Origin of the sequence: Streptomyces sp. NPDC006691 (assembly GCF_042869955.1) — a bacterium.
Classification (GTDB): Bacteria; Actinomycetota; Actinomycetes; order Streptomycetales; family Streptomycetaceae; genus Streptomyces.
The window spans coordinates 47,576-73,127 of sequence record NZ_JBIAGW010000021.1; the positions used below are offsets into that span (position 1 = coordinate 47,576).

The following is a 25,552-nucleotide window of genomic DNA, read 5'->3' on the forward strand; positions in this document are numbered from 1 at the left end:
GTCGCCCGGGCCCCGGCGGGCCAGTGCGGGGTGGTCATCAGGCGGACTTGCGGATCTCCAGGAGGTCCGGCACCGGAGCCAGGTCCTCAAGGAGCTGGCCCGTCGCGCCGTTCAGTCGAGCCCGCGCCATCGCGTCCAGCTGGTCGACCGGCGTCCAACTCCCGCCGTGGTGCGCGGAGTCGAGCAGTCCCTGTACCCGCGCGATGTCGCCGTCCACCGCAGGGAGCAACCGCGCGTCGCGTGCCACCAGCAACGGGCGCAGGGCGCCGAGGAGTTCACGTGTCCCGGCCAGGTTGGCGTCGGCGGTCGCGAGGGTGGTGCCGCTGCCCTGATCGGCTTCGCCGGTCAGCTCGAACTGGAGGGTGTTCTCCAAGATCTCGTGCGTGCGCAGGGGAAGATCTGCGGGGTCGAAGTCCTGTGTCGGGAAGGCTTTCTGAAGGTCCGTCACATCCGTCGCGAGCTGAGCGGCCGGCGCCTTGAGGTCGCTCGCCGCCTGGCCGTGCCACAGGCCGTACTCGACGCGATGGAAGCCGGTGAAGTCCTTGTCGCGCACCCCGTCGGGGCGTCCCGCGGTCCGTCCGTCGATCTTCTTGTCGAAGTCCTGGAACGTGCCGTAGGCGGCGCCGAGCGAGGCGTACGTACGGTGTGCGGCGAGCCAGTCCGTGCGGGCGGCGTTCAGGTCGCCGCCGGCCATGTCGTCGCTCAGCCGCCTCGTCTGCGCCACGAGGGTGCTCAGGCCCTGGTTCACGTACTGCTTGTACGCAGTGAGCGGCGCGGCCAGATCGGCCGCCGCGACCGGCACGACCGGCTTGGCCGCGCCGCCGCCGCTGACGCGTACGGCCGCCGAGGTGACGGCCTTTCCGCCAGTGGGCACGCAGCGCCAGGCATAGGAGCCGCCCGCGACGGTGGCGACGAGGTCGCGTGTGGTCCCGGGCGCCAGGCCCTCGATCTCGCCGTACACCGCGCTGGTCGCCGGGTCGATGAGATAGACCTCGGATGCCTTGTCCCCGGTGTTGTGCATCTGGAAGGTCCGGCGCCCCGGCTTGGGCGCGGTGAACCCCTTGCCGCAGTCCCGCTCGGAGACGGCGACGGTCCCCGCACCGGCCGGCTTGGACCCGCTCAGGGCCACGACCGCGCCCGCGACGACGGCCGGTACCGCGACCACAGCGGCCGGCACCACCCAGGCGGGCCGGCGCCGAGCCCGCGCCCCCGGCGGCCCGGGCACCCCGGCACCGGCACCAGCACCAGCACCAGCACCAGCACCAGCACCAGCACCAGCACCAGGCTCGGCCGTCGCACCGGCGGCCGCACCGGTCGCCGCAACAGCCTTGGCGGGCTTCGCCGTCACGGCCCGCACGCCCCGTACGCCGCGCACGAACAGCGCCATCACCACACCGAGGTACCCCAGATAGGCGACGACCTGGAGCCAGGTCATCGTCGGCGTCAGGTTGAGCACGCCCTGCACCAGGGTGCTGTACCAGGCGGACGGGTCGATGCTCTGGCTCAGGTCGAAGGCGTACGCGGACCTGCCGGGCAGCACCCCGCCCTCCTGGAGGTCCCGCAGGCCGTAGCCGAGGACGCCCGCGGCGATCACGATCAGGACCGCGCCCGTGGCGGTGAAGAACTTCGTGAGGTTGATCTTCAGGACCCGGCGGTACAGGCCCCAGCAGAGCCCCGTCGCGATGGCGATGCCGATCCCGGCGCCGATCATCGGACCCGCCGACTCGCCGGCCGCCTGGGCCGTGGTCCACAGGAACAGGGCCGTCTCCAGGCCCTCGCGGCCCACCGCGAGGAACGAGGTCACGACGAGCATGCCCGCGCCCATGGCCAGCGCCCCGGTGACCTTCTCCTTGATCTCGCCGGCGAGCGTGCGGGCCGAGCGGCGCATCCAGAACACCATCGCCGTGACGAACGCGACCGCGATCACGCTGAGCGTGCCGCCGAACGCCTCCTGGGCCGTCGTCGGCATGTTCGCGGCCGAGAACGTGAGCACCGCACCGAAGCTCATCGCGAGGGCGACCGCCGCGAGCACACCCGTCCACACTTGCGGCAGGCGGGACTTGGCCTCGGCGCGGACGAGCGTCGCGATCAGGATCGAGACGATCAGCCCCCCTTCGAGTCCCTCCCTCAGTCCGATCAAGAAGCTTGGAAACGCGTCGTCCCACATGCCGTTCTCCCCAGCCCGCGAAGGCGTCCTCGCCTCAGTTAGCGAAGGCATACCTTAGTCACGAAAGCACAGGATCGTCTACACGCATGTAGTCAAGGGACTTTCATGTGAGGGTCATCGCAGGTCAAAGCCCTGTGCGCGGGCTGTGCGCCTCGACGATCCCCCGCCGCACGAGCCCCCGCGCGAACACCCCCTCCCGCCATTTCCCACAACTTCATCGTCTACAGTCGCGTAGACATTCGCCGGGCCGCGATCACCGCCCGGCCGGACACAGTGGGCCCAACCATGCCCGGAATCACGGCGGTTGAGGCTCGGGCGCGACGCGCCGGGAGGGCGGGACGACCATGGGGCAGCCCAGCAGCGAGGCGATGACGAGGCCGCTACCGGAGGGACGCGCCCGCCGGGCGGGCCGGCCGGTCGAGTCCGCCCTGAGCAAGGTGCCCGAGGTCACCGCGCTGTTCTGGATCGTCAAGGTGCTCACCACCGGCATGGGCGAGACGGCCTCGGACTACTTGGGCCGCACCCTCGGCCCGATCCCCGCCGGCGCCCTCGGTCTCGGCGGCCTGGTCGTCGCACTCGTGGCGCAGTTCCGCGGCGACCGGTACCGGCCGTGGACGTACTGGTCGGCGATCGTCATGGTCAGCGTGTTCGGCACCATGGCCGCCGATGTCGTGCATGTGGTCGCGGGCATCCCGTACACGGTCTCGACGGTGGCCTTCACCGTGGCGCTCGGCGCGGTGTTCATCGCCTGGCACCTGAGCGAGGGGACGCTGTCGATCCACAGCATCCGCACCCGCCGCCGGGAGACCTTCTACTGGGCCACCGTGCTCGCCACCTTCGCCCTCGGCACCGCGGTCGGAGACCTCACGGCAGGCACGCTGCACCTCGGGTACCTCGCGTCGGGCTTCCTCTTCGCCGCCCTGATCGCCGTGCCCGCACTGGCCGGCCGCTACCTCGGGCTCAACGCGGTGGCCGCGTTCTGGTGGGCGTACGTCCTCACCCGGCCGCTCGGCGCCTCCTTCGCCGACTGGATGGGCGTGCCCGCCGGCAGGGCGGGCCTCGGCTGGGGCACCGGCCCGGTCACACTGGCGCTGATCGTCCCGATCGCGGCCCTGGTCGCCGTGCTGGCCAGGCGGCACAGGGCCGCCGCGCGCTGAGCGAGCCGACCCCTCGGTGCGGCCCGCACGTGGTGGTGGAATGTTCAACAACACTCTCGTGTTGAGCGAGGCGCGAGGATCCACCCCGGAGCCCGCGGAACAGGACGCACCCATGACCACCGCACGCGACGAAGTCACCGACAGCTACTACGAGTTCGGCACTGCGGCCGACCGCTGGAGCCGGGCCCTGATGTTCTTCGAGGCCAAGGAGTACGTCACCGCCGCGGCCATCCTGACCGGCCTGGTCGCCGAGGTGCCCGAGCAGGTGGCTCCCCGCCTGCTCCTGGCCCGGGCCTACTACCACTCCGCCCAGCTGGGGAAGGCCGAGGCCGAGCTGCGTGCCGTCCTCGTACGCGACCCGGTCGAGCAGTACGCCACGCTGATGCTGGGCCGCACCCTGGAGCGCCAGGGCCGCCCCGCCGAGGCGGCGCCGCATCTGCGATTGGCGGCCGCGATGGCGGGCGATCTCCCCGTGTCCGGCCCCGCCCCCTTGCGCGCCGGAGCGTGAGCCCCGGCTTCGCACGCGCACTCCCACCCGCCGGAGACCGCCAGCACGGGCGCCCCTGATCGACCAGGGGCGCCCGCCGGACGTCACATTCCAGCCAACTCGACTGCGCGCGGTGACAGTTCCATCACGCTGTGCCACATTGCTGCGCATGAACAATCCCGCCGTTTTCTGCTCCGTCGTACCCCCTCACATCCTCGACCGGCTCGCCCAGCACGAGGACCCCGCCGTATACGGGCCCGCACGCCGCACCCTGGAGCACGACGCCCAGCTGCGCACCCAGCGCCGGATCACCACGGTCCGCGGCGCCGCCGCCCCCGCCGGCACCCCGTCCGACAAGCCGGACCGCACCATCTACGACGCCGGGCACCAGGAGACGCTGCCCGGCGCCAAGGTGCACGCCGAGGCCGACCAGCCCTCGGCGGACGCCACCGTCAACCGCGCCCACGCCGGCCTGGGTGCCACGTTCGAGTTGTATCTCAAGGCGTACGGACGCCACTCCATCGACGACTCCGGGCTGCCGCTGATCGCGAGCGTGCACTACGGCGAGAAGTACGACAACGCCTTCTGGAACGGCGAGCAGATGGTGTTCGGCGACGGGGACGGGGAGCTGTTCCTCGACTTCACGCTGCCGGTCGACGTCATCGGCCACGAACTGACCCACGGCGTCACGCAGTACACGGCGAACCTCGACTACTTCGGCCAGTCGGGTGCGCTCAACGAGTCGGTGTCCGACGTGTTCGGCACGCTCATCAAGCAGTACGCCCTCGGCCAGAGCGCGGACCGGGCCGACTGGCTCATCGGCGCGGGGCTGCTCGGCCCCGGCGTCCACGGTGAGGCGCTGCGCTCAATGAAGGCCCCCGGCACGGCGTACGACGACCCGCAGCTCGGCAAGGACCCGCAGCCGGGCGCCATGAAGGACTACGTCCGCACGAGCCGCGACAACGGCGGGGTGCACATCAACTCGGGCATCCCCAACCACGCCTTCTACCTGCTGGCCACCGCGCTCGGCGGCAACGCCTGGGAGCGGGCGGGGAAGATCTGGTACGCCACCCTCACCGGCGGCGAACTCGGCAAGGACGCCCAGTTCGCCGACTTCGCACGGCTCACCGCGGCGACCGCGCGCAGCCTCTACGGCGACGGTGACGAGATCCAGGCGGTGCTCAAGGCCTGGTCCCAGGTCGGCGTGCCGGCAACCTGACGGACGGCCGGTCCACGGCCGGCCGCTCGCATCCGGCGCCTGCCCGCGCCTCGTCCCGTACGTCCTCCACCTCGGAGGTCTCGGGGCCGCACCGGGGCGCGGGCGCCCGGTCGAGCAGCCGCCCCGCGGGGCGCAGCAGCAGATGGACGGCCAGGACGGCGGCGGTGCCGATGAGCGCGAGGTCGAGCCGGCCGGAGGCCGCGAGGACCCCGAGCGCGGCCGAACACCACAGTGTGGCCGCGGTGTTGAGGCCGTGCACGGAGGCGCCGTCGCGCAGGATGACCCCGCCGCCGAGGAATCCGATGCCGGAGACGACGTAGGAGGCGACCCGGGTGGGGCTGGTCTCGTCGCCGACCGCCTCGCTGTACAGCACGAAGAGGGTGGCCCCGGCGGCGACGAGGGCGTTGGTGCGCAGCCCCGCGGTGCGGGCCCGCCACTGGCGCTCGATGCCGATCAGGGCGCCGCAGCCGACGCCGACGGCGAGCCGCAGGGCGAAGTCGAAGGTGGTGAGGGTGGACATGGGAGCTCCTCTCACCCGGCCGCGGGCGGCCGGACGCGCCGGCCTCGCAGCACGCCGAGGGGCGTCACCGGGGGCCGCGGGGGTGTGGGGACAGGGGGGCGCGCGTCCGATGCCGGTCCGCGCTTTCGCGACTTCGCTCCATGTCCTCACCCCCTCGGCCCGGTTCCCGGTCTCTCCGTCCTGGCCCGTCGACCGTAACCGCTACTTGCGCATTCATGCAAGTAGGGGTCGGGCCGCCCCGGTCACTTCGCGTACACCGCCACGAAGTCCCTGGTCGCCTGGTTGTAGTAGCGCTCCGGCGGGTTGTCGAAGTCGAGGATGTTGGTGGGCGCGGGGTTGGCCGGGTCCTTCGTGGGGTCGTAGCTCATGAAGGAGGGCCAGGCGCGGTTCATGTCGAGCGGCATCGCGCGTACGGCGCCCGCCTGTTGCATGAGTTCGGCGAGGGTGCGGGCGGTGAGGGCCTGGCCGACGACCATGACGACGTCGCCCTGCGCGGTCACCCCGACGCCCGAGCGCTCGACGAACATGCGGCTCTGGTCGGTGGCGCCCCACTTGGAGTCGACGTCGATGTCCGGCACGACCTTGCCGCCGTCCACCATCAGGTCGAGGCACTGGCGCACGCCGACCACGTCGCTCGTCATGCGCATGTCGCGCCCCCACTGGCCGATTCTGATCGACCCGTCCTTGTAGAAGACCTCCGACGCCGCGCCGTCGCGCAGCTGCCCCGCCGTCTCGCCACCGAGGTAGAAGCCGCCGCGCGAGCCGCCGTCGGTGACCTTGAAGCCGCCGTTCCAGGTCGCGAGCAGGCCGGTGCGCTTGCCCTCCGGAATGTTGGGCGGGACGGAGAAGCTGCCGCCGGGCTCACGCACCCCGGGGTGCAGTTCGAAGCGCGCCTTGCTGCCGCTGATCCATGCGATGGCCGCCTGATACGAGGTGTGGTCGGCGTCGGGCCGCACGTACGTGCCCTGCACCACGGGGTCACCGTGTGCGGCACCGAGCACCCGCCACACCCCCTCGCCCGGCAGCCCCGGGCTGACCAGCGGCCGCATCGGGGCGCGCAACGGCACGTTCCGGTGGTGGACCGGTACGGGCGGGGCCGTCGCCCGCATCCGGGCCAGGGCCGCGCTCGGCAGGGAGCCGCCCACCTGCGGGGGGTCGAGTTGGTAGTGCAGGTTCTCCAGCTTGTCCACGACCACGCCCAGCTCGTGCTCGCGGGCCCACCCGGCGAGGCGGGCCGCCGTGCTGTCGTCGCCGGGGTAGGTCAGCGCCTCGCCCACCGAGTAGCCGACCGTGCCGATACACAGCAGGCACACCGCGAGCGCGCCCCGGGTGGCCAGCTTGCGCCGTTTGAGTTGATGCACCGTCAGATCACTGCGGGCCTTCCACGGCAGCCGGCGCCGCCGCCCGACCGCTGTCGCGCCGCTGGGAGGCGCCACGCCCGGTCCGCTCCGGTCGTCCCGCACGCCACTGTCCCCCGGCTGTCCCGCACTCTGCGCCATGTCGCCCTCTCTCGGCCGTCTCGGAGCCCCGCGGCCCCATCGCGCGGAGGGCCTGCTCCGGCACGGCGGCAGTCGCGGATGGCCTGCCATGCCGATTCATAACGCAAGAGGACTTATACGGCATATCGGCCGGGGGCAACCGGATGACCCCCTTCGCCCAGGCGGAGTTCGAGCTCCGGCCGGTCCCACATCACCGCCGGCGGCTGGGCCGGAACGACGCCGATCCGGTGCGCGCCCACCCCCAGGTAGAAGCCCTCGGCGGGCGGGTGCGAGACGATGCGCACCCGATCGAGGCCCGCGGCGCGTGCCCGCTCCTTCAGATGGGCCACCAGGAGCCGGCCGACACCGTACCCCTGGGCGTCGTTCGCGACGAACAGCAGATCCAGCTCGGGCGGGGTCAGGAGCAGCGCGTAGAAGCCGAGCACCCGACCGTCCGGGCCGGCCGCCACGTGGACCTCGTGGGTCTCGATGTAGTCGGGTCCCACCCGGTATCCGTCGACCATCGGCGCGTACGGGCCCTCGTAGGCGCGGGAGCCGCGCACCAGACGGGTCAGCCGCCTGGCGTCGCGGGCGGTAGCGCGCCGGATGTCGACGCCGTCTCCCGCCCCGGCCGTCGTAATACGTGAGGTCATACAGGGAGTATTACGCACCGGCGATGCTCCTCCTGCTCCGGCCCATCGCCGCGCTCCGCCCGGGAGGCGCGGCGAACGTCCGGCCTTCGGGGCCGAGCGATCGGCATGGGCGGCCCCGAGCCGGAACGCCGGCCGGCGGGCGACGACACCCGGACGGCGTTCAACCAGCAAACGGACTAGGCGAGTTGACTGAGAGTGCACTTCAACTCGTAGCTTCGTCGGCATGACCACTTCCGAGCAGCACACCCCTCAGCACAGCATCGGGTCGGGCTTCGGGGCCCGCAGCACGACGGCGGACGTCCTCGCCGGGATCGACCTCGCCGGAAAGCTCGCGGTCGTCACCGGCGGCTACTCCGGGATCGGCCTGGCGACGACCCGCGCGCTGGCCGGTGCGGGCGCACACGTCGTCGTCCCCTCCCGGCGGCTCGACGTCGCCCGGGCGGCGGTGGCGGACATCGCGGGCGCGGAGGTCGACACGCTCGACCTCGCCGACCTCGACAGCGTGCGCGCCTTCGCCGACCGCTTCCTCGCCTCCGGCCGCACCATCGACGTCCTGGTCAACAGCGCAGGGGTGATGGCCTGCCCCGAGACCCGGGTGGGGCCGGGCTGGGAGGCCCAGTTCGCCACCAACCACCTCGGGCACCACGCCCTGGTCAACCGGCTGTGGCCGGCCCTCGCCGCGGGCGGCGCCCGGGTCGTGGCCGTCTCCTCCCGGGGCCACCAGCTCTCCGCCATCCGCTGGGACGACCCGCACTTCCACCTCGGCTACGAGAAGTGGCAGGCGTACGGTCAGGCCAAGACCGCCAACGTGCTGTTCGCGGTGCACCTCGACCGGCTCGGCCGGGACGCGGGGGTGCGCGCGTTCGCGGTGCACCCCGGCGAGATCAACACCCCTCTGGTGCGCCACGTCTCCGAAGAGGAACGACTCGCGGCGGGCTGGGTCGACGCCGAGGGCAACTGGTCGCTCGACTTCAAGACCCCCGAGCAGGGCGCCGCCACCCAGGTCTGGGCGGCGACCTCCCCGCGGCTCGCGGACCTCGGCGGTGTCTACTGCGAGGACTGCGACATCGCGGAACTCGTGACAGCCGGGGCGAACGGGGTCACCGACGGCGAGCTGGACGCGAGCGCGCTCACCGCCGGCGTGCGCGCGCACGCGACCGACCCCGAGCAGGCCGCCCGTCTCTGGGCGCTCTCGGCGGAGCTGACCGGCGTCGACGCGTTCGCGGCGTAGCCGCCCGGCTCAGCCCCGGTACGTCTCCAGGAGGCGCAGCCACACCTCGCTGATCGTCGGGTACGAGGGGACGGCGTGCCACAGCCGCTCCAGCGGGACCTCGCCCGCGATGGCGATCGTCGCCGAGTGGATCAGCTCGCCGACGCCCGGCCCGACGAAGGTGACACCGAGCACCACGCCCCGGTCCTCGTCGACGACCATGCGGGCCCTGCCCGTGTAACCGTCGGCGTAGAGCCCGGCGCCCGCGACGCCGCTCATGTCGTAGTCGACCGCCCGCACCCGGTGGCCCGCGGCCTCCGCCTCGGCGAGGGTGAGCCCGGCCGACGCGGCCTCGGGGTCGGTGAAGACGACCTGGGGCACGGCCGCGTGGTCGGCGGTCGCCGCGTGGGCGCCCCAGGGGTCGCTCTCCAGGACCGGGGTCCCCGCGGCGCGGGCCGCGATGGCCGCGCCGGAGATCCTGGCCTGGTACTTGCCCTGGTGGGTCAGGAGCGCGCGGTGGTTCACATCGCCGACCGCGTACAGCCAGTCGCTGCCCTCGACGCGACAGGAGTCGTCGACGGGCAGCCAGGAGCCGGGGTCGAGGCCGATGGTCTCCAGGCCGATGTCGTCGGTGCGCGGCGCGCGCCCGGTGGCGAAGAGGATCTCGTCGGCCTCCAGGCGCCCGTCGCCCTCGGGCCCGCGCACCGAGACCGTCACCGCGCCGGTCGACACATTGCGTACGACGTCCGTGACCGAGGTGTGGGTGCGCAGCTCGGCGCCCGCCTCGCGCAGCGCGTCCGCGACCAGTTCCCCGGCGAACGGTTCCATCTTCGGCAGCAGCCCCCCGCCGCGCACCAGGACGGTGACCTGGGAGCCGAGCGCCTGCCAGGCGGTGGCCATCTCGACGGCCACCACTCCCCCGCCGACCACCACGAGCCGGCCCGGCGCCTGCTGCGCGCTGGTGGCCTCGCGGCTGGACCAGGGGTTCACCTCGGCCAGGCCCGGAAGGCCGGGGAGCTGGGCGCGGCTGCCGGTGCACACGGCGACGGCGTGCCGGGCGGTGAGGACGTGGTGCTCGCCCTCGGGACTGGTGACGCTGACCTTGCGGGTGCCGTAGAGCCGCCCGTGGCCGCGGTACAGGTGGACGCCGATGCCGTCGAGCCATTCGACCTGGCCGTCGTCCTTCCAGTGGGAGGTGTAGTCGTCGCGGTGCTCCAGGACGGCCTGGACGTCCAGCGGGCCCTGCACCGACTGGCGCAGTCCCGGCACCCTGCGGGCCTCGGCCCGCGCGACCACCGGGCGCAGCAGGGCCTTGCTCGGCATGCAGGCCCAGTACGAGCACTCGCCCCCGACCAGCTCGCTCTCCACCACCGCACAGCTCAGGCCGGCCGCCCGCACCCGGTCGGCGACGTTCTCGCCCACCGGTCCCGCACCCAGCACCACCACGTCGTATTCCTCGGCTTCCGTCATACGCACAGTCTGGTGCCCGGTGTACTCCGTGGCCACAGGGGCACCCGCCAAGGATGGAATACCGCGTCGGCGCACGCGGTTGTGCGAGACGGTCCCACCCCCGGGGCCGGGAAGAGGTGTGAGTGATGGCCACTGTCGAGCTGACCAAAGAGAACTTCGATTCGGTCGTGTCCGACAACGGGTTCGTGCTGATCGACTTCTGGGCGTCGTGGTGCGGCCCGTGCCGCCAGTTCGCCCCGGTGTACGAGGCCGCGTCCGAGCGCCATGACGACCTCGTCTTCGCGAAGGTGGACACCGAGGCCCAGCAGGAGCTGGCGCAGGCCTTCGACATCCGGTCGATCCCGACGCTCATGATCGTCCGCGACAACGTGGCGGTCTTCGCCCAGCCCGGCGCGCTGCCCGAGGCGGCCCTGGAGGACGTCATCGGCCAGGCCCGCGGCCTGGACATGGACGAGGTCCGCAAGTCGGTCGAGGCGGCACAGCAGCAGGCGCAGCAGACCCCGCCGCAGAACTGAGCCCGCCGGCCCCAGGGCCCTCCCGTGGCGCACGGCCCCCTCCCCCCACCGGGCAGGGGGCCGTGCCGCGTCCGGGGCCGGAATGCGCCATTGCTGCGCGCCCCGGGGAGCATCGATTATCGGTCAGACGTTCGGCCGCGACCGGAGGGCACGCCCCCTCCGGGCTGCGACCGGCGTGGCGTCAAGATGCCAACCGGCGTCCCTTCACGGCCAGTTCATGCCTGCCGGGTTCGAGCCAGCGGGCCCCCGCACTGTGAGGATCCGGCGGACGTTGCGTGGTCTTCCTCCTACTCTCCGTCCTCATGCGAATCACACACCTGAGGCGTTTCGGCCTCGCCGCTGCCCTTGCCTCCTCCCTCGCCCTGTTCGGCATGGGCCAGTCCGCCAGTGCCGCCACCCCGGACGTGAGCTTCAGCGCGGACGCGACGACGGCCAAGCCCGGCGGCACGGTCAACCTGAGCATGACCTTCACCAACAACCAGACCACCGACGTGTGGTTCGTCTACCAGTCGGTGCAGCCGACCTGGGCGACCACCCAGCGCCCCGACCTCAAGTACTCGCTCGCCTCGTGTTCCGGTACCGGCGTGACCTGCACCGGGACCGGCACGACCACGCTCGGGGTGAACTACTCCGTGCCCGTGGCGCCCGGCACCAGCCGCACGGTCACCATCCCGGTCCAGGTGGCCGCGGACTCCGGCTGCAACGGCAACATCGCGTTCTACTCGTACGTCTACTACGAGTTCAACGACAGCCAGAGCCACCAGGACGGCACCTTCAACTCCCCGACGCTGCGGGTCAACTGCGCCACTCCCGCCCCGGCAGCCGCCCACTAGCACCGGACCGGCCGCCCGCATCCGCGGCCCACGTTCGCCGGTCGGCCCATCCCCCCGGGTCGGCCGGTTTCGTGTGTCCGGAAGTGGACGTCGGCAGCGCGGATTCGAGCGGATGTTTCGCTCGTGTGGCCGAAAACCGTATACGTCCCGGAACGCCTGGTTGTCTGGACCATTGATGGTTTGCGCCCGCGTGCGCCCCCTGCACCGAAAGCGGTTACCCCGCCCGACTGCTCCGATTTTCCGGGCCCGGCGCCCACCGGCGCGAGGGACCGGAATCGCTCCCACCGGATCGTGCACCGGCCTGCGCCCCATCACGTCGGCCACATTTTTTCGTCATGTTTCACAGTAGCCACTCGAAAACTCCTCGAAGACCCGCACTATGTGACGCGTCAGAGCGGAACGGCAGGCCCTCCTCATCGGGGCGCGGCCGTTGCGCCGTGGGCGGGGTCCGCACAGGCAGGGGAGCCGAACGGACCTCCAGGGGAGGGGACTTCACCGCGTGAAGCGGAATACGCACCGCAGCAGACATCTGACCGGCCTGGCCGCAGGCACGGTTCTGCTCGCCATGGGCCTACCGGCGGCGCCGGCGTACTCGGCGACGCCCACGCCGCGCGTCGACCTCAAGGTCCTGGTCGTGTCGGACGGCGGGCCCGCCACCGACGCCATCACCGCCGAGCTCGACGGCGAGGGCACTCCGTACACCGAGGTCGATCTGACGCGGTCCGGCCGCCCCGTGATCGACCAGGCGTTTCTCGCCGACACCGTGAACGGCGCGCCCCGGGCCAAGTTCCAGGCCGTGGTACTGCCGAACGACAACCCCTTCCCGACCGGCTCCGCGGAAATGGCCGCGCTCTCCGCGTACGAGAAGACATATGCGATACCCCAGGTCGACGCCTACACCTACGCGCGCCCCCAGGTCGGCCTCCAGCCGGCCGCCGGCAGCGGCTACAGCGGCTCGGTGGACGGCGTCAAGGCCCAGGTGACCGCCGCGGGCCGCACCGCCGGGCCGTTCGGCTACCTCAACGGGACCGTGCCGTTCGAGGACAACTCGCCCTCGGTGGGCGAGAGTTACGCCTTCCTCTCCCAGCCGGCCGCGGGCGCGGACTTCACGAGCTATGTCGAGGCTCCGATCCCCGGCAGGTCGGGCAACGGCAGCCTCGTCGGCGAGTACCGCCACGACGGGCGCCGGGAGCTGGTCGTCACCTTCGCGTACAACCAGTACCAGGAGCAGTTCAAGCTGCTCGCCCGGGGCATCGTCGACTGGATGACGCAGAACGTCCGGCTCGGCGCTTCCCGGAACTACTTCGCGGTCCACGTGGACGACGTCTTCGCCGGTGACGACCGGTGGGACTCCACCCTCAACTGCACGCCGGGCGACGTGGACTGCCCGCCCGGACAGGGCGTCGAGGACTCGATCCGGATGACCCCGGCCGATGTGCAGAACGCCGCGGCCTGGGAGAAGTCCCGCGGCTTCACGCTCGACCTCGCCTACAACGGCGGCGGCAGCGTCGAGTACCGCGAGAACCACAACGGCGCCGATGAGCTGGCCGACGCGTTCGTCGCGGCCAAGGGCGACTTCCGCTGGATCAACCACACCTACGACCACGCCTTCCTCGGCTGCGAGCAGAACGTCACGGTCGTGCCGTGGAAGTGCGCGACCAACCCGGACGGCTCCACCAAGTACGTGAGCCAGTCGGAGATATCCAAGGAGATATCCGACAACCAGCAGTGGGCACAGGGCGTCGGGCTTCCGGTCGAGTCCGACGAGTTGGTCACCGGAGAGCACTCCGGTATGAAGCTTCTGCCCCAACAGCCGCAGGACAACCCCTACTTGGCTCCGGCTCTCGCCACCAACAAGATCTCGTGGCTGGGCGCGGACATGTCGCGCGACCCCGAGCAGCGCCAGGTCGGCCCGGCGCTCACCGTAGCCCGCTACCCGATCAACATCTTCTACAACGCGGGCCACGCCTCCGAGCAGGTCGACGAGTACAACTGGATCTACACCAGCCGCTCCCAGGGCGGCAGCGGTCTGTGCGACGACCTGCCGAACACCACCTGTCTGCCCGCGCCGCTCGACCCGGCCACCGGATACGCCGGCCACATCGTGCCCCTGGAGACCCAGGTCGCCCTCGGCCATGTGCTCGGCAACGACCCCAGGCCGCACTTCATCCACCAGTCCAACCTCGCCGAGGACCGGATCGGCTACCCCGTGCTCGACGGGGTGCTCGGCCAGTACAAGGCGCTCTACGCGGCCAGTGCGCCGCTGGTGAACCTGCGGATGAAGGACATCGGCGCCGAGCTGCGCAACCGGGGCGCCTGGAACACGGCGGTCAAGGCCGGCCAGGTCACCGCGTACCGGATCGGCGACAGCGTGACCGTGCAGGCCCCCTCGGGCGTGGCCGTCACCGCGACGATGCCGAACGGCACCAGCCAGGTCCTGGGCAGCGGCACCACCGCGTTCGGCCAGGCCTACGCCGGAAGCACGTCCGGCTGGGTGTCGCCGCAGTCCGGACAGATCAGCGTCGCCCTGTCCCTGGCTCCGGCACCCGCCAGAGCCCTGGCCCCGCAGTCCCGCCCCGCGTCGTCCGCCGAGCGCGTGACACCGGGGAGCGCACCGCGCACGCCGGTCCCCGCCGGTGTCACCAAGCCGGTCCCGTACAGCGCCGAGCGGCGCTGACACCGGTCCGCTCCAGCTCCGACGGCCCGCCGCCCCCGCGGCGGCGGTCCGCCGGGCCGCATTCACCACCCACCGCTCTCTTCAGCCGCGGAGCGCATGCATGCACGTACCACACCGCGCGCCGCGCTCCGGCGCGGCGCGGGTCACCCTGCTCACCGAGGGCACCTATCCGCACAGCCACGGCGGGGTGAGCGTCTGGTGCGACCAGCTCGTCACCGGAATGCCCGACATCGACTTCGACATCATCGCGGTCACCGGTACCGGACGCGAAGCCACCGTCTGGGACCTCCCGCCGCACGCCTCCGAAGCCGTCTCGGTCCCCATGTGGGGCCCGGCGCCCGGAGGTTCGGCCCCGCGCGGCCGACAGGAACGGCGCCTCATGGCTGCCTACGAACGCTTTCTGACCGCCCTGCTGGACCCCTCGGCCGAGGACGGCTTCGGGCCTGCCCTCTACGAGATGGCCCGGGCCGCCCGCGACGGGCAGCTCAGCCCCGCCCTGCGCGGGGACGCGGCGATACGGGTCCTGACCGAGGTGTGGAACCGGCCGGGGCTCGCGGTGCGCGAGGCCCGGCCGACGTTGCACGACGCGGTCACCGCGACCGGGCTCCTGGAGCACGCGCTGCGGCCGCTCGCCGCCGCCCCGCCGACCCAGGGCGTCTCGCACGCGGTCAGCGGCGGCGTGGCCGTGCTACCGGGCCTGGTGGGTGCCGAACTCCACGGCGTACCGCTGCTGTTGACCGAGCACGGCGTCTATCTGCGCGAGCGCTACCTGGGATACCGCACTGCCCCCTACCGCTGGCCGGTCAAGGCCGTGCTGCTCGGATTCTTCCGGCTGCTCGCCGAGGAAACGTACCGCCGGGCCGCGCTGATCACGCCCGGCAACCAGTACAACCGGCTGTGGGAGGAGCAGGGCGGGGCCGATCCCCAGCTCATACGCACCGTCTACAACGGGGTCGACCCGGCGGCGTTCCCGCCGGCCGGACCGGAACCGTCCGCCCCAACGCTCAGCTGGGCGGGGCGGGTTGACCCGATCAAGGACCTGGAGACCCTCATCCGCGCCTTCGCCAAGGTGCGGGCCGAGCTACCCGAGGCCACCCTGCGCCTGTTCGGCGGCACGCCCCGGGGTGGCGAGGCGTACCGGGAGCGCTGCGAGGCGCTCGCCCAGTCGCTCGACCAGGGCGGGGCGGTCACCTTCGAGGGCCGCGTCGAGGACATCAGGGACGCCTACGCCGCGGGCAACGTGGTCATGCTGTCCAGCATCAGCGAGGGCTTCCCCTTCACACTCATCGAGGCGATGAGCTGCGGCCGGGCCACCGTCTCCACGGATGTGGGCGGGGTGCGCGAAGCGGTCGGTGAGACCGGTCTCGTGGTGCCGCCGCGCGATCCGGCCGCGATGGCGGCGGCCGCCCTGGAACTCCTGGGGGATCCGGCCCGCCGGGCCGCGATGGGGGAAGCGGCGCGGTTGCGCGTGGTCGAGCAGTTCACGCTGCGCCAGACCGTCGACACCTTCCGGGCCATCTATCTCGAACTCTCCGCACGCGACCGGCTCGTCCCGGTACGGCGAGGAAACGACCACGAGGACGTCACCATGGCGCTGCGCCTGGTACGGGCCGATGAGCTGAGCCGGGTGGCGGGGTGAGCGGGCCCATCCGTCTGGGGCCGCCCGACGGCCGCGACGACACGCTGACGCTGCGGCTCGCCACCGAGTCGACGATGACGCTCCGTCTGCCGGGCCGCCGGTCCGCGCGGTGGGGCAAAGACGCCGCGGTGGACCGCCTGGCCGCCGAACTCGCCGAGCAGATAGGGCCCGCCGTCCACGCCTACGAGGTCGCGGCGGTCCTGGAGTCGGAGGGCCTGACGGCCCAGCAGATCGCGGACGAGTACGGCCACCGCGATCTGTTCGCGCTGGCCGAGGACCTGTACCGGCGGGTGCCGCGCAGCTTCCCCGAGCCGCCCGCGGCCGCCGACCCCTGGAAGCCCGACCCGGTGCGCTGCGGGCTGCGCGGCGCGCTGTTCGCGCTGCCCGGGCTCGCCTATCCGCTCACCGCCCGGCTGTGGCAGAGCGACCGGGCGGTGCTCGCCCTGATCGTGGCGGGTCTGATCTCGTGGGCCTGGGGGCAGGGGCTCGGCCACCGCGCCTATCTGCGGATGGCCTCGGGCCGGCCCGAGGCGGCCCGCACGCTGATGGCGGGAGCGCCGCTCGGCGCGCTGCTCGCCTTCGTCACGGGCCTGGCGATCGTGGGTCCGAGCCCGGCCGCGTTCTTCGTGGCGGGGCAGTCCTGCTACCTCGCGGCGGCCGGGATCCTGCTGGTGCTCGCCCGCGAACGGCTCCTGCTCGGCGCGCTCGCCCCGCTGATGGTGGGGGCGGCCGCGCTGCCGTTCCGGGAACCGGGCGCACCGCTGCGGATCGGGATCAGCGTGTTCACGCTCGTCCTGGTGGTCGCGACCGCCGCCTACTGCCTGCGCGAGGCCCTGAAGCTGCCCGCCGCGTCCGCCCCGGTGAGGCCGCCGCTCGTGGCGTCGCTCCCGTACGGTCTGTTCGGGCTCGCCGCGGGCGTCCTGGTGGCCTTCGCCGGACAGCAGCATCCGCTCGCGGTGATCGCGCTGACGCTCAGCATGGGCCCTGCCGAATGGCTGCTCTACCGCTACCGGGGCCTGTCGGTCGCGGCGCTGCGGGCGACGGCCACCCCGGCCGCCTTCCGGTGGCGCTCGGCCGCCGTGCTCGGGGGCTGCCTCCTCGTCTACCTGCTGCCGCTGATCCCCGCGGCCCTGCTCACCGGCGCCGAACCCGCGCCCCTGCTCGCGCTCGCCGCACTGCTGTGGACGGCGCTGCTGCTCCAGGCGTTCGGCATCGCCTGGATACCGGCCGCGGTCAGCCTCGCGGCGGCGACCGGGATCGCGTCGGCGGCCCTGGCCGCACCGCCGCCGGGGCCGCTCACCGAGCTCCTCTGTTGTACGACCGCCGCCCTGGCCCTGACGGGCACCACCCTGCACCTGCTCGGGCGGCCCACCGCACACGCCTGACCCCGCACCACGGCCCCACCCGCGCACCAGCCGGCCCGGGGACCTCGCAGACCGCACCCGAACGACCACCACACGTACCGAACCACCTTGAGAGGAGCGGCAGTTGTCCTCCGCACCGCTTGTCGCCGTCACCGGAGCCGAAGGCTTCATCGGATCCCACCTCACCGAGGCCCTCGTCGCCTCGGGCCACCGGGTCCGCGCGATGGCCCAGTACAACTCGTTCTCGTCCTACGGCTGGCTGGAGACCCTGTCCCCCGAAGTCCTGGACCAGGTGGACATCGTCCTCGGCGACGTCCGCGACCCGGGCTCGGTGCGCGGTCTGATCGAAGGGGCCGAAGCCGTCTACCACTTGGCTGCCCTGATCGCGATCCCGTATTCCTACCAGGCCCCGCACAGTTACGTGGACACCAACATCACGGGCACGCTCAACGTCCTGGAGGCGGTCCGCGCCCTCGGCACGCCGCGCCTGGTGCACACCTCGACCAGCGAGACGTACGGCACCGCGCAGACCGTGCCGATCACCGAGGACCACCCCATCAACACCCAGTCCCCGTACGCCGCTTCGAAGGCCGGCGGGGACCGGCTCGCGGACAGCTACTTCGCGAGCTTCGCCACTCCGGTGGTCACGCTGCGGCCGTTCAACACCTACGGGCCGCGGCAGTCGATGCGGGCGGTGATCCCCACCGTCATCGGCCAGGTGGCCGCGGGCGAGCGCACCATCACGCTCGGCGATCTGCGTCCCACCCGGGACTTCACGTTCGCCGCCGACACCGCGCGGGCCTTCCTCGCGGTGGGCACCGCCCCCGCCGAGCGCGTCGTGGGGCGCACGTTCAACGCCGGTACCGGCACCGAGATCTCGGTCGGGGACCTGGTGCGGCTCATCGGCAAGGTCATGGGCGCCGAGCTCGACGTCCGCGAGGACGAGCAGCGCATCAGACCCGCCAACTCCGAAGTGATGCGTCTGGTGGCGGACGCGAGCCGGCTCACCGAGGCCACCGGCTGGCAGCCGGGGTTCGGCCTGGAGTCGGGCCTTGAGCGGACCGCGGAGTTCTTCCGCGACCCGGGCAACCTCGCGCGCTACAAGACCGGCATCTACAACATCTGACTCTGCAGTCCCCACTCTCAGGGAGGCTCCCATGCACGCAGTGATACTCGCCGGAGGCAAGGGCGTCCGGCTGCGGCCGTACACCACGGCGCTGCCCAAGCCGCTGGTCCCGATCGGCGACCAGCACGCGATCCTGGAGATCGTGCTGCGCCAGCTCGCGGCCTCCGGGTTCACCAGCTGCACCATCGCCATCGGCCACCTCGGCCAGATCATCCGCGCCTACGTGGGCGACGGCGAACGCTGGGGCCTGGACATCGACTACAGCACCGAGGAGAGCCCGCTCGGCACCATCGGCCCGCTCCTGACCATGCGGGACCGGCTGCCGGAATCCTTCCTCGTCATGAACGGGGACATCCTCACCGACCTCGACTACGCGGACGTCCTCACCCGGCACCGGACCAGCGGCGCGCCGCTGACCATCGCCACCTACGCCCGCAAGGTGCACATCGACTTCGGGGTGCTGACCACCGACGACACCAAGGTGGTGGCCTTCACCGAGAAGCCGAGCATGGACTACCGGGTGTCGATGGGGGTCTACGGCCTGTCCCTCAGCACGCTGGCCGACTACACCCCGGGCCTGCCGCTGGGCTTCGACGAGCTGGTCCTGGACCTGCTCAAGGCCCAGACGCCGCCGCACGCCTACGCGTTCGACGGCTACTGGCTGGACATCGGCCGCCCGGACGACTACGACCGGGCCAACGCCGAGTTCACCACCCACCGTTCACTCCTGCTGAAGGGGGCCTGACCGCCCCATGCGCATCCTCGTACTGGGGCACAGCGGCTACCTGGGCGGCCATGTCGCCCAGGAGTTGCGTGCCCTGCCCGGTGTGCGGTACTTCGGCGCGGGCCGGGGCCCCACCTCGGACCTCGCCGTGGACCTCGCCACCGTCGCCCCGGCCCAACTCGCCGAGCAGCTCTTCTCGTTCGCGCCCGACGCGGTCATCAACTGCGCGGGCGCGGTCGGCCCGCAGTCCGTGCCCCTCGCCGAGATCAATGTGCGGGGGCCGGCCGTGCTGTGCGCGGCCCTGCGCGAGGCGGCCCCGACCGCCCGGCTCGTCCACTTCGGCTCCGCGGCCGAGTACGGGCCGAGCGGGATCGGGGAGCGCGTGACCGAGCAGACCGCGGCCCGGCCCACCACGTTGTACGGGGCCACGAAGTTGGCCGGCACCTTGGCCGTCACCTCGTCGGGTCTGGACGCCGTGGTGCTGCGGATCACCAACCCGGTCGGCCCCGGCGCACCCGCCGCCGGGCTGCCGGGCCGGCTGGCCCGCCAGCTGCGCGACCTCGGACCCCGGGCCTCGGTACGGCTCGGCGATCTCTCGGCGCACCGCGACTTCGTGGACGCGCGCGATGTCGCGCACGCCGCGGTCCTCGCGGCGACCAGCCGCGGCCCGCTGCCTCCGCTCCTCAACATCTCCCGTGGACAGGCCGTTCCCGTAAGGGAGTTGGTGCACGAGCTGGCGCACGCGGCCGGGTTCAGGGGCCGTATCGAGGAGAACGCCGAGGGCTCGGCGCGTTCGGCGGACGTGCCCTGGCAGTGTTCCGACCCCGCCGCGGCCCGCACCACGCTCGACTGGTCGCCCCGGCACGGCCTCGCCGACTCGGTGTCGGCCCTGTGGGCGGCCGTGAACGCCGAGCCGGACCGGGAACCGGTGCACTGATGCTGCTGGTTCCCCTTTACGTCCATCCCGCCGAGGATCCGGCCGCCTGGCAGCGGCTCGCCGAGGCGGCGGACGATGTGTACGGGGTGGTGCTGAACGCGGCCGACGGCCCGGGCACCGCCCCGGACGCGGCATTCACCGGCCCGGTCGAGACGCTGCGCTCGGCCGGTGTCCGGGTGCTCGGCTACGTCGACCTGGACTACGGCGCCCGGCCCCTGGCCGACGTGGTCCGGGACATCGACCGCCATCGCGCCTGGTACGGCACGGACGGCTGCTTCTTCGACCGGGCGCCCGCCGACCGCACCGGCCTGCCGTTCGTGCGGCAGGCCACCCGGGCCGCGCGGCGGGCGGGTGCCACGACGCTGGTGCTCAACCCGGGCGTGCATCCCGCGCCCGGCTATCTGCGCCTCGCCGATCTGGTGGTCACCTTCGAGGGACACTGGACGACCTATGTGTCCACGTTCTCCCGGCCCGCCTGGGCCGACCGCCAACCACCCGAGCGGCTCTGCCACTTGGTGTACGGCGTCCCCGGGGCGCTCCTCGCGCTCGCCCTGCGGACGACGGGCGACCGCGGCGCCGGTGTGTGCTGCGTGGTCGAGCGCGAGCTGCCCAATCCGTGGGCGGCGCTGCCGCCCGTGCTTCCCGGAAAGACACCATGAACCGCACTCCGCCCCGTCGTTCGACCGCGCTGCTGTGCACCGCCGTCACCGTGCTGCTGCTCGCGACCGCTTGCTCGTCCGGGTCTTCCGACGACGACGCGGACGGCCCGGACGGGCCCACCCCGGCATCGACCGGCCCCACGCCCGCGCACTCCCCGGCGCCCAGCAGGCCGGGCACGCCTTCACCGGCCACACCCACCCCGCCCACCCCGCCCGCGTCGCCCTCGCCGAGCGGCCCGGCGAAGGCGAAGATCTGGCAGCCGAGGCCCGGCACCGCCTGGCAGTGGCAGCTCAACGGCCGGGTGCAGGACGGGCCCGACGTCCCGGTGTACGACATCGACGGCTTCGAGAACACCGCGGCCGACGTCGCCAAACTGCACAGCCAGGGCCGCAAGGCGATCTGCTACATCAACGCGGGCGCCTGGGAGAACTTCCGGTCGGACAAGGGGGACTTCCCCGGCTCGGTGCTGGGCGAGAACAACGGCTGGGAGGGCGAACGCTGGCTCGACATCCGGCAGATCGACGTGCTGCGGCCGCTGATGGAGCGCCGCTTCGACATGTGCAAGCAGAAGGGTTTCGACGGCGTCGAGCCCGACCTGATGGACGGCTACGCCAACAAGACGGGCTTCCCGCTCACGGCGGCGGACCAGTTGGCGTACAACCGCATGCTCGCCCGGATCGCCCACGCACGGGGGCTCGCGGTGGGACTCAAGAACGACCTCCAGCAGATCTCGGAGCTGGTGCCCGACTTCGAGTTCGCGGTCAACGAGCAGTGCGCGCAGTTCGACGAGTGCGCCAAGCTCACGCCGTTCGTGAAGGCGGACAAGGCCGTGTTCCACGTCGAGTACGAGCTGCCGAACAAGGACTTCTGTGCCGAGTCCGACAAACTGGGGCTCTCCTCGATGCGCAAGAACCTCAAGCTGGACGTGTGGCGTCAGCCCTGCTGAAAGGGGCCGCGGTCTCAGCCGAGCAGGGCCGCGATCAGGGACAGGGACGCCATCGACAGGAGGGTCGAGAGCAGCACGGTGTCCCGGGGCAGTGCGGTGTCGAGGCGGTATTCGGAGGCGAAGACGAAGGCGTTCTGCGCGGTGGGCAGCCCCGCGCAGAGCACCACCGCGAACAGTTCGGGGCCGCCGAGCCCGAAGGCCCACCGTCCCAGCCCATAGGCCAGGAGCGGCTGGACGGCCGTCTTCAGGGTGACGAGCAGGGCGCGCTCGGCCCGCTCCCCCGGGGCGGCCGCGGTCCGCGCGGTGAGCGACATGCCGAGGGCGAAGAGGGCGGCGGGGACGGCGCCGCCGCCCAGCACGGTGAGCGGCGAGGTCACCTCGGTGGGCAGCCGGAGGCCGAGCGCGGCCACCGCCACCCCGGCGGCCGATGCCCCAACCACCGGGTTGCGTAGGGGTAGTTGGAGCATCCTGAGCCATCGCCCGGGGGTGTCACGGCGTAGGTCGAGTTCGATGAGGACCAGGATCAGCGGCGTGATGAAGAGCATCTGGAAGAGTGCCGCGGCCACGATGAACGAGGTGTCGTGCAGGACGTGCACCGCGACCGGGATCCCGAGGTTGGCCGAGTTCCCGTAGGAGGCGCCCATCGCGCCGATCGCCCGCTCCGCCCGTTCGCGCCCGAAGAGCCGCCCGCTCGCCACCAGGCCCGCCGCGAACACGGCGAGCAGGCTGAGGGCGAAGACCGCGACGCCGGGCTGTGCGAGATGTCCGGGGCGCGACTTCGCCATCGTCAGGAACAGCAGCGAGGGCATGGCGAAGGTGAACGCGAAGCGGCCGAGCACCTGTTGGGCCTGGTCGCCGAGCAGGTTGAACCGTCCGGCCGCCCAGCCGAACGCGGTGACGATCCAGATGGGCAGGAATCCGGAGAAGACCGAGTGCACCGGGCCAAGGATGCCCGAGCGGCGTCCGCTCCTCGGCGTCGGGGTCCCGCTGACCGGACACGCGTCCTCGGCGGCCGGGCTAGAAGGGATGGTCGGCGGCCTCGCGGCGCACGGTGGTCCAGCGCAGTTCGGTGAAGGCGTCCAGGTTGGCGGAGCCGCCGAAGCGGGCGCCGGTGCCGGAGGCGGCGATCCCGCCGAAGGGGGCCACGGCCTCGTCGTTGACCGTCTGGTCGTTGATGTGGGCGATCCCGGTCGGGATGCGGTCCGCGAGTTCCAGGCCGAGCGCGGTGTCCCGGGTGACGATGCCGAGCGAGAGCCCGTAGGGGCCGCTCGCCGCCAGGGTCGCCGCCTCGTCCAGGGTGGCGAAGGACCGCACCGGCGCGACCGGTCCGAAGACCTCCTCGGCGTAGGCGGGAGTGCGGTCGTCGACGTCGGCGAGGACGGTCGGGCGGAAGAAGAGGTCACGGTGGCCGCCGCCGGCTGCGAGCCGGGCACCGCGCGCGATGCTGGACTCCACCAGGCCGTGGATCTTGCCGAGTTGGCCCCGGTCGATGACGGGGCCGAGGTGGACCTTCTCACGGTGGGGATCGCCGACGGTCAGCGCTTCGGCCTTGGCGGCGAGCCGCTCGATGTACTCCTCGTACAACGACTCGTGCACGAGGTGGCGGCCGGTGGTCATGCAGATCTGGCCCTGGTGGAAGAAGGAGCCCCAGGTGGCCTGGGCGACGGCGCCCTCGATGTCGGCGTCCGCGAGGACGACGAGCGCGGAGTTTCCGCCCAACTCCAGGTGTGCCCGCTTGAGTTGACGCCCGGCCGCCTCGCCCACCCGGCGGCCCGCGGCGGTCGATCCGGTGAAGGAGATGACGGGGATCCGGGGCTCGGCGACGAGGGCCTGTCCGGTCTCGGCACCGCCGGGAAGAATGTGCAGCAGCCCCTCGGGCAGCCCCGCCTCGGCGAACACGGCCCCGAGCGCGAGGCCGCCGCAGACCGCGGTGCGCGGGTCGGGCTTGAGGAGCACCGCGTTGCCGAGCGCGAGCGCGGGGGCCACCGAGCGGATGGACAGGATGAGCGGGGCGTTGAACGGGGCGATCACTCCGGTCACACCGACCGGGACGCGGCGGGTGTAGGAGAGCCGCGGCTGTTCGCTCGGAAGTATCTCGCCGAGCGGGCGGGAGGCCAGGGCGGCCGCCTCGTAACACTCCTGGGCGGCGACGTGCAGCTCGAAGTCGGCCTTGCCGGGGATCGAGCCGGACTCGCGCACCAGCCATTCCCGCAGTTCGTCGGCGTGGCGGCCGAAGAGGTCGCCCGCCTTGCGCAGGACGGCCGCACGCGTGAGGTGCGGGGTGCGCGCCCAGCCGGCCTGAGCCGCGGCGGCGACGGCGGCGGCCGTTTCCACGTCCTCGCCGGCGGCGAGGGTGACGGCGCCGAGCGATTCACCGGTGGCGGGCTCGACGACCTCGTACTCACCCCCGGCGAGCGGTGCGGGCTGCCAGGTCCTGGGGTCGAGCAGGGTCATGAAGGCGCTCCAGTCACATTCACGTCGGAGGGGTGAAGTCCCGTGCGGGTCAGGCTGGTTGACGGTACCGGCCGTCGGCGGCACCGCCGGAGTCCGGGTCGGTCAGCGTTCCAGTACGAGGGCGAGGCCCTGACCCACCCCGACGCACAGGGCCGCGAGGCCCGTGCCCGAGCCGGCCGCGGCGAGCTGGTGGGCCACGGCCCCGGCGAGGCGGGCTCCGGAGGCGCCGAGCGGGTGGCCGATCGCGATGGCGCCGCCGCGCGGGTTGACCACGGCGGGGTCGAGGCCGGGCCACTCGGCGAGGCAGCCGAGCGACTGGGCGGCGAACGCCTCGTTCAGCTCGAAGGTGGTGAGGTCGCCGAAGTCCTTGCCGGCCTTGGCGAGCGCCTTGCGGACCGCCTCGACGGGGCCGAGCCCGAAGAGCTGGGGCTCGATGCCGGTCACGGCGGAGCTCCGGATGCGGGCGAGCGGTTCGCGCCCGGTCGCGCGCAGGCCGTCCTCGTCGACGAGGAGCAGGGCCGCGGCGCCGTCGTTGAGCGGCGAGGCGTTGCCCGCGGTCACCGAACCGTCCGTCCGGAAGGCCGGCTTGAGCCGGGCGAGCGCCTCCGGGGAGGACTCGCGGATGCACTCGTCACGGGCGAGCTCGACCCCGGCGTACGGGACGACCTCGCCGTCGTAGAGGCCCTTGGCCCAGGCTTCGGCGGCCTTGCGGTGGCTCTCCAGGGCGAAGGCGTCCTGCTGTTCGCGGGTGATGCCGTGCCGGTCGGCGATGAGTTCGGCGCCCTCGCCGAGCGGGACGGTCCACTCGGCGGGCAGCTTCGGGTTGGTCATGCGCCAGCCGAGGGTGGTGGAGAACATCTGCTGATGCGCGGCGGGAAAGGCGCGTTCGGGCTTCTGGACGACCCAGGGGGCGCGGGACATCGACTCGACACCGCCCGCGACGGCGACGGAGGCGTCGCCGAGGGCGATGGCGCGGGCCGCCTGGATGACGGCTTCGAGACCCGAGCCGCACAGCCGGTTGACGGTGACGCCGGGCACCGAGACGGGCAGCCCCGCGAGCAGCACGGCCATCCGGGCCACATCGCGGTTGTCCTCCCCCGCGCCGTTGGCGTCGCCGAAGTACACGTCGTCGATGCGGGCCGGGTCGAGCTCCGGGGTGCGGTCCACCAGGGACCTGACCACGTGGGCGGCGAGGTCGTCGGGCCGCACCGCGGCGAGGGCGCCGCCGAACTTGCCGATCGGGGTGCGGACGGCGTCGACGATGTACACGTCGCGGATGCTCATCGGGTCTCTCCCACGGATCTCTTCACCGCTTC

General features: G+C 72.5%; 21 protein-coding genes and 1 pseudogene. 14 read left to right on the top strand and 8 right to left on the bottom strand.

What is annotated here, in order from left to right:
* Positions 1 to 37 precede the first annotated feature (37 nt).
* Positions 38 to 2,167, bottom strand: coding sequence for an iron uptake transporter permease EfeU (efeU, locus tag ACFYNP_RS32380; protein ID WP_388790545.1), 2,130 nt, complete (start codon positions 2,165 to 2,167; stop codon positions 38 to 40).
* Between the two features lie 344 nt (positions 2,168 to 2,511).
* On the opposite strand from efeU, the gene ACFYNP_RS32385 reads away from it, so the two are divergent.
* The 3 genes from ACFYNP_RS32385 (at position 2,512) to ACFYNP_RS32395 (ending at position 5,030) form a co-directional block, all read left to right on the top strand.
* Positions 2,512 to 3,324, top strand: coding sequence for a hypothetical protein (locus ACFYNP_RS32385; RefSeq protein WP_388404935.1), 813 nt, complete (start codon positions 2,512 to 2,514; stop codon positions 3,322 to 3,324).
* A 112-nt stretch (positions 3,325 to 3,436) separates the two neighbouring features.
* Positions 3,437 to 3,832 (top strand): tetratricopeptide repeat protein, encoded by a 396-nt coding sequence (locus tag ACFYNP_RS32390; protein WP_388790548.1) that lies wholly within the window; start codon positions 3,437 to 3,439, stop codon positions 3,830 to 3,832.
* Between the two features lie 148 nt (positions 3,833 to 3,980).
* Positions 3,981 to 5,030, top strand: coding sequence for a M4 family metallopeptidase (locus tag ACFYNP_RS32395; RefSeq protein WP_388404930.1), 1,050 nt, complete (start codon positions 3,981 to 3,983; stop codon positions 5,028 to 5,030).
* Between the two features lie 100 nt (positions 5,031 to 5,130).
* Here the strand turns inward: ACFYNP_RS32395 and ACFYNP_RS32400 are convergent.
* The 3 genes and pseudogenes from ACFYNP_RS32400 to ACFYNP_RS32410 all read right to left on the bottom strand — a co-directional run.
* Positions 5,131 to 5,550 (bottom strand): annotated as a pseudogene (locus ACFYNP_RS32400) (MgtC/SapB family protein); the annotation flags it as partial.
* A gap of 242 nt (positions 5,551 to 5,792) precedes the next feature.
* Complete coding sequence (locus ACFYNP_RS32405; RefSeq protein ID WP_388790550.1) at positions 5,793 to 7,049, bottom strand: phosphodiester glycosidase family protein; 1,257 nt, start codon at positions 7,047 to 7,049, stop codon at positions 5,793 to 5,795.
* 113 nt (positions 7,050 to 7,162) lie between these two features.
* Positions 7,163 to 7,681, bottom strand: coding sequence for a GNAT family N-acetyltransferase (locus tag ACFYNP_RS32410; protein WP_388790553.1), 519 nt, complete (start codon positions 7,679 to 7,681; stop codon positions 7,163 to 7,165).
* Between the two features lie 223 nt (positions 7,682 to 7,904).
* Here ACFYNP_RS32410 and ACFYNP_RS32415 point away from each other — a divergent pair, with 223 nt between their 5' ends.
* A complete protein-coding gene (locus ACFYNP_RS32415; RefSeq protein WP_388790555.1) occupies positions 7,905 to 8,912 on the top strand; it encodes an SDR family NAD(P)-dependent oxidoreductase in 1,008 nt (335 codons plus the stop codon).
* Between the two features lie 9 nt (positions 8,913 to 8,921).
* Here ACFYNP_RS32415 and ACFYNP_RS32420 read toward each other — a convergent pair whose 3' ends face one another.
* Entirely contained in the window at positions 8,922 to 10,361 is a 1,440-nt protein-coding gene (locus ACFYNP_RS32420; protein WP_388790558.1) for a dihydrolipoyl dehydrogenase family protein, read from the bottom strand.
* Between the two features lie 125 nt (positions 10,362 to 10,486).
* Between ACFYNP_RS32420 and trxA the strand changes: the two genes are divergently transcribed.
* The 10 genes from trxA (at position 10,487) to ACFYNP_RS32470 (ending at position 21,782) form a co-directional block, all read left to right on the top strand.
* On the top strand, positions 10,487 to 10,876 hold the full coding sequence (gene trxA, locus ACFYNP_RS32425) for a thioredoxin (protein WP_100578912.1): 390 nt from the start codon (positions 10,487 to 10,489) through the stop codon (positions 10,874 to 10,876).
* A 302-nt stretch (positions 10,877 to 11,178) separates the two neighbouring features.
* Entirely contained in the window at positions 11,179 to 11,709 is a 531-nt protein-coding gene (locus tag ACFYNP_RS32430) for a hypothetical protein (RefSeq protein WP_388404917.1), read from the top strand.
* 565 nt (positions 11,710 to 12,274) lie between these two features.
* Positions 12,275 to 14,386: a hypothetical protein gene (locus tag ACFYNP_RS32435; protein WP_388790657.1), complete on the top strand. Its 2,112-nt coding sequence runs from the start codon at positions 12,275 to 12,277 to the stop codon at positions 14,384 to 14,386.
* 100 nt (positions 14,387 to 14,486) lie between these two features.
* On the top strand, positions 14,487 to 16,025 hold the full coding sequence (pelF, locus tag ACFYNP_RS32440; RefSeq protein WP_388790561.1) for a GT4 family glycosyltransferase PelF: 1,539 nt from the start codon (positions 14,487 to 14,489) through the stop codon (positions 16,023 to 16,025).
* The gene (locus ACFYNP_RS32445; protein WP_388790564.1) at positions 16,022 to 17,410 is read left to right on the top strand and encodes a hypothetical protein; all 1,389 of its coding nucleotides are present in this window, start codon (positions 16,022 to 16,024) and stop codon (positions 17,408 to 17,410) included. The genes pelF and ACFYNP_RS32445 overlap by 4 nt, the downstream gene beginning before the upstream one ends.
* Before the next feature lie 103 nt (positions 17,411 to 17,513).
* Positions 17,514 to 18,515 carry a GDP-mannose 4,6-dehydratase gene (locus ACFYNP_RS32450; protein WP_388404912.1) on the top strand — a complete coding sequence of 334 codons (1,002 nt, stop codon included), beginning with the start codon at positions 17,514 to 17,516 and terminating at the stop codon, positions 18,513 to 18,515.
* Between the two features lie 31 nt (positions 18,516 to 18,546).
* Positions 18,547 to 19,260 carry an NDP-sugar synthase gene (locus ACFYNP_RS32455; protein ID WP_388404910.1) on the top strand — a complete coding sequence of 238 codons (714 nt, stop codon included), beginning with the start codon at positions 18,547 to 18,549 and terminating at the stop codon, positions 19,258 to 19,260.
* A 7-nt stretch (positions 19,261 to 19,267) separates the two neighbouring features.
* Entirely contained in the window at positions 19,268 to 20,176 is a 909-nt protein-coding gene (locus tag ACFYNP_RS32460; protein ID WP_388790567.1) for an NAD-dependent epimerase/dehydratase family protein, read from the top strand.
* Positions 20,173 to 20,835 carry a spherulation-specific family 4 protein gene (locus tag ACFYNP_RS32465; RefSeq protein ID WP_388790660.1) on the top strand — a complete coding sequence of 221 codons (663 nt, stop codon included), beginning with the start codon at positions 20,173 to 20,175 and terminating at the stop codon, positions 20,833 to 20,835. The genes ACFYNP_RS32460 and ACFYNP_RS32465 overlap by 4 nt, the downstream gene beginning before the upstream one ends.
* Entirely contained in the window at positions 20,832 to 21,782 is a 951-nt protein-coding gene (locus ACFYNP_RS32470; RefSeq protein ID WP_388790570.1) for an endo alpha-1,4 polygalactosaminidase, read from the top strand. Before ACFYNP_RS32465 ends, ACFYNP_RS32470 begins: the two co-directional genes overlap by 4 nt.
* A gap of 14 nt (positions 21,783 to 21,796) precedes the next feature.
* Here the strand turns inward: ACFYNP_RS32470 and ACFYNP_RS32475 are convergent, their stop codons facing one another.
* From ACFYNP_RS32475 to ACFYNP_RS32485, 3 genes are all read right to left on the bottom strand, one after another.
* Entirely contained in the window at positions 21,797 to 22,720 is a 924-nt protein-coding gene (locus ACFYNP_RS32475) for an AEC family transporter (RefSeq protein WP_388790573.1), read from the bottom strand.
* A 79-nt stretch (positions 22,721 to 22,799) separates the two neighbouring features.
* A complete protein-coding gene (locus ACFYNP_RS32480) occupies positions 22,800 to 24,236 on the bottom strand; it encodes a benzaldehyde dehydrogenase (protein ID WP_388790576.1) in 1,437 nt (478 codons plus the stop codon).
* A gap of 102 nt (positions 24,237 to 24,338) precedes the next feature.
* Complete coding sequence (locus ACFYNP_RS32485) at positions 24,339 to 25,520, bottom strand: thiolase family protein (RefSeq protein ID WP_388790579.1); 1,182 nt, start codon at positions 25,518 to 25,520, stop codon at positions 24,339 to 24,341.
* Between the last annotated feature and the right edge of the window lie 32 nt (positions 25,521 to 25,552).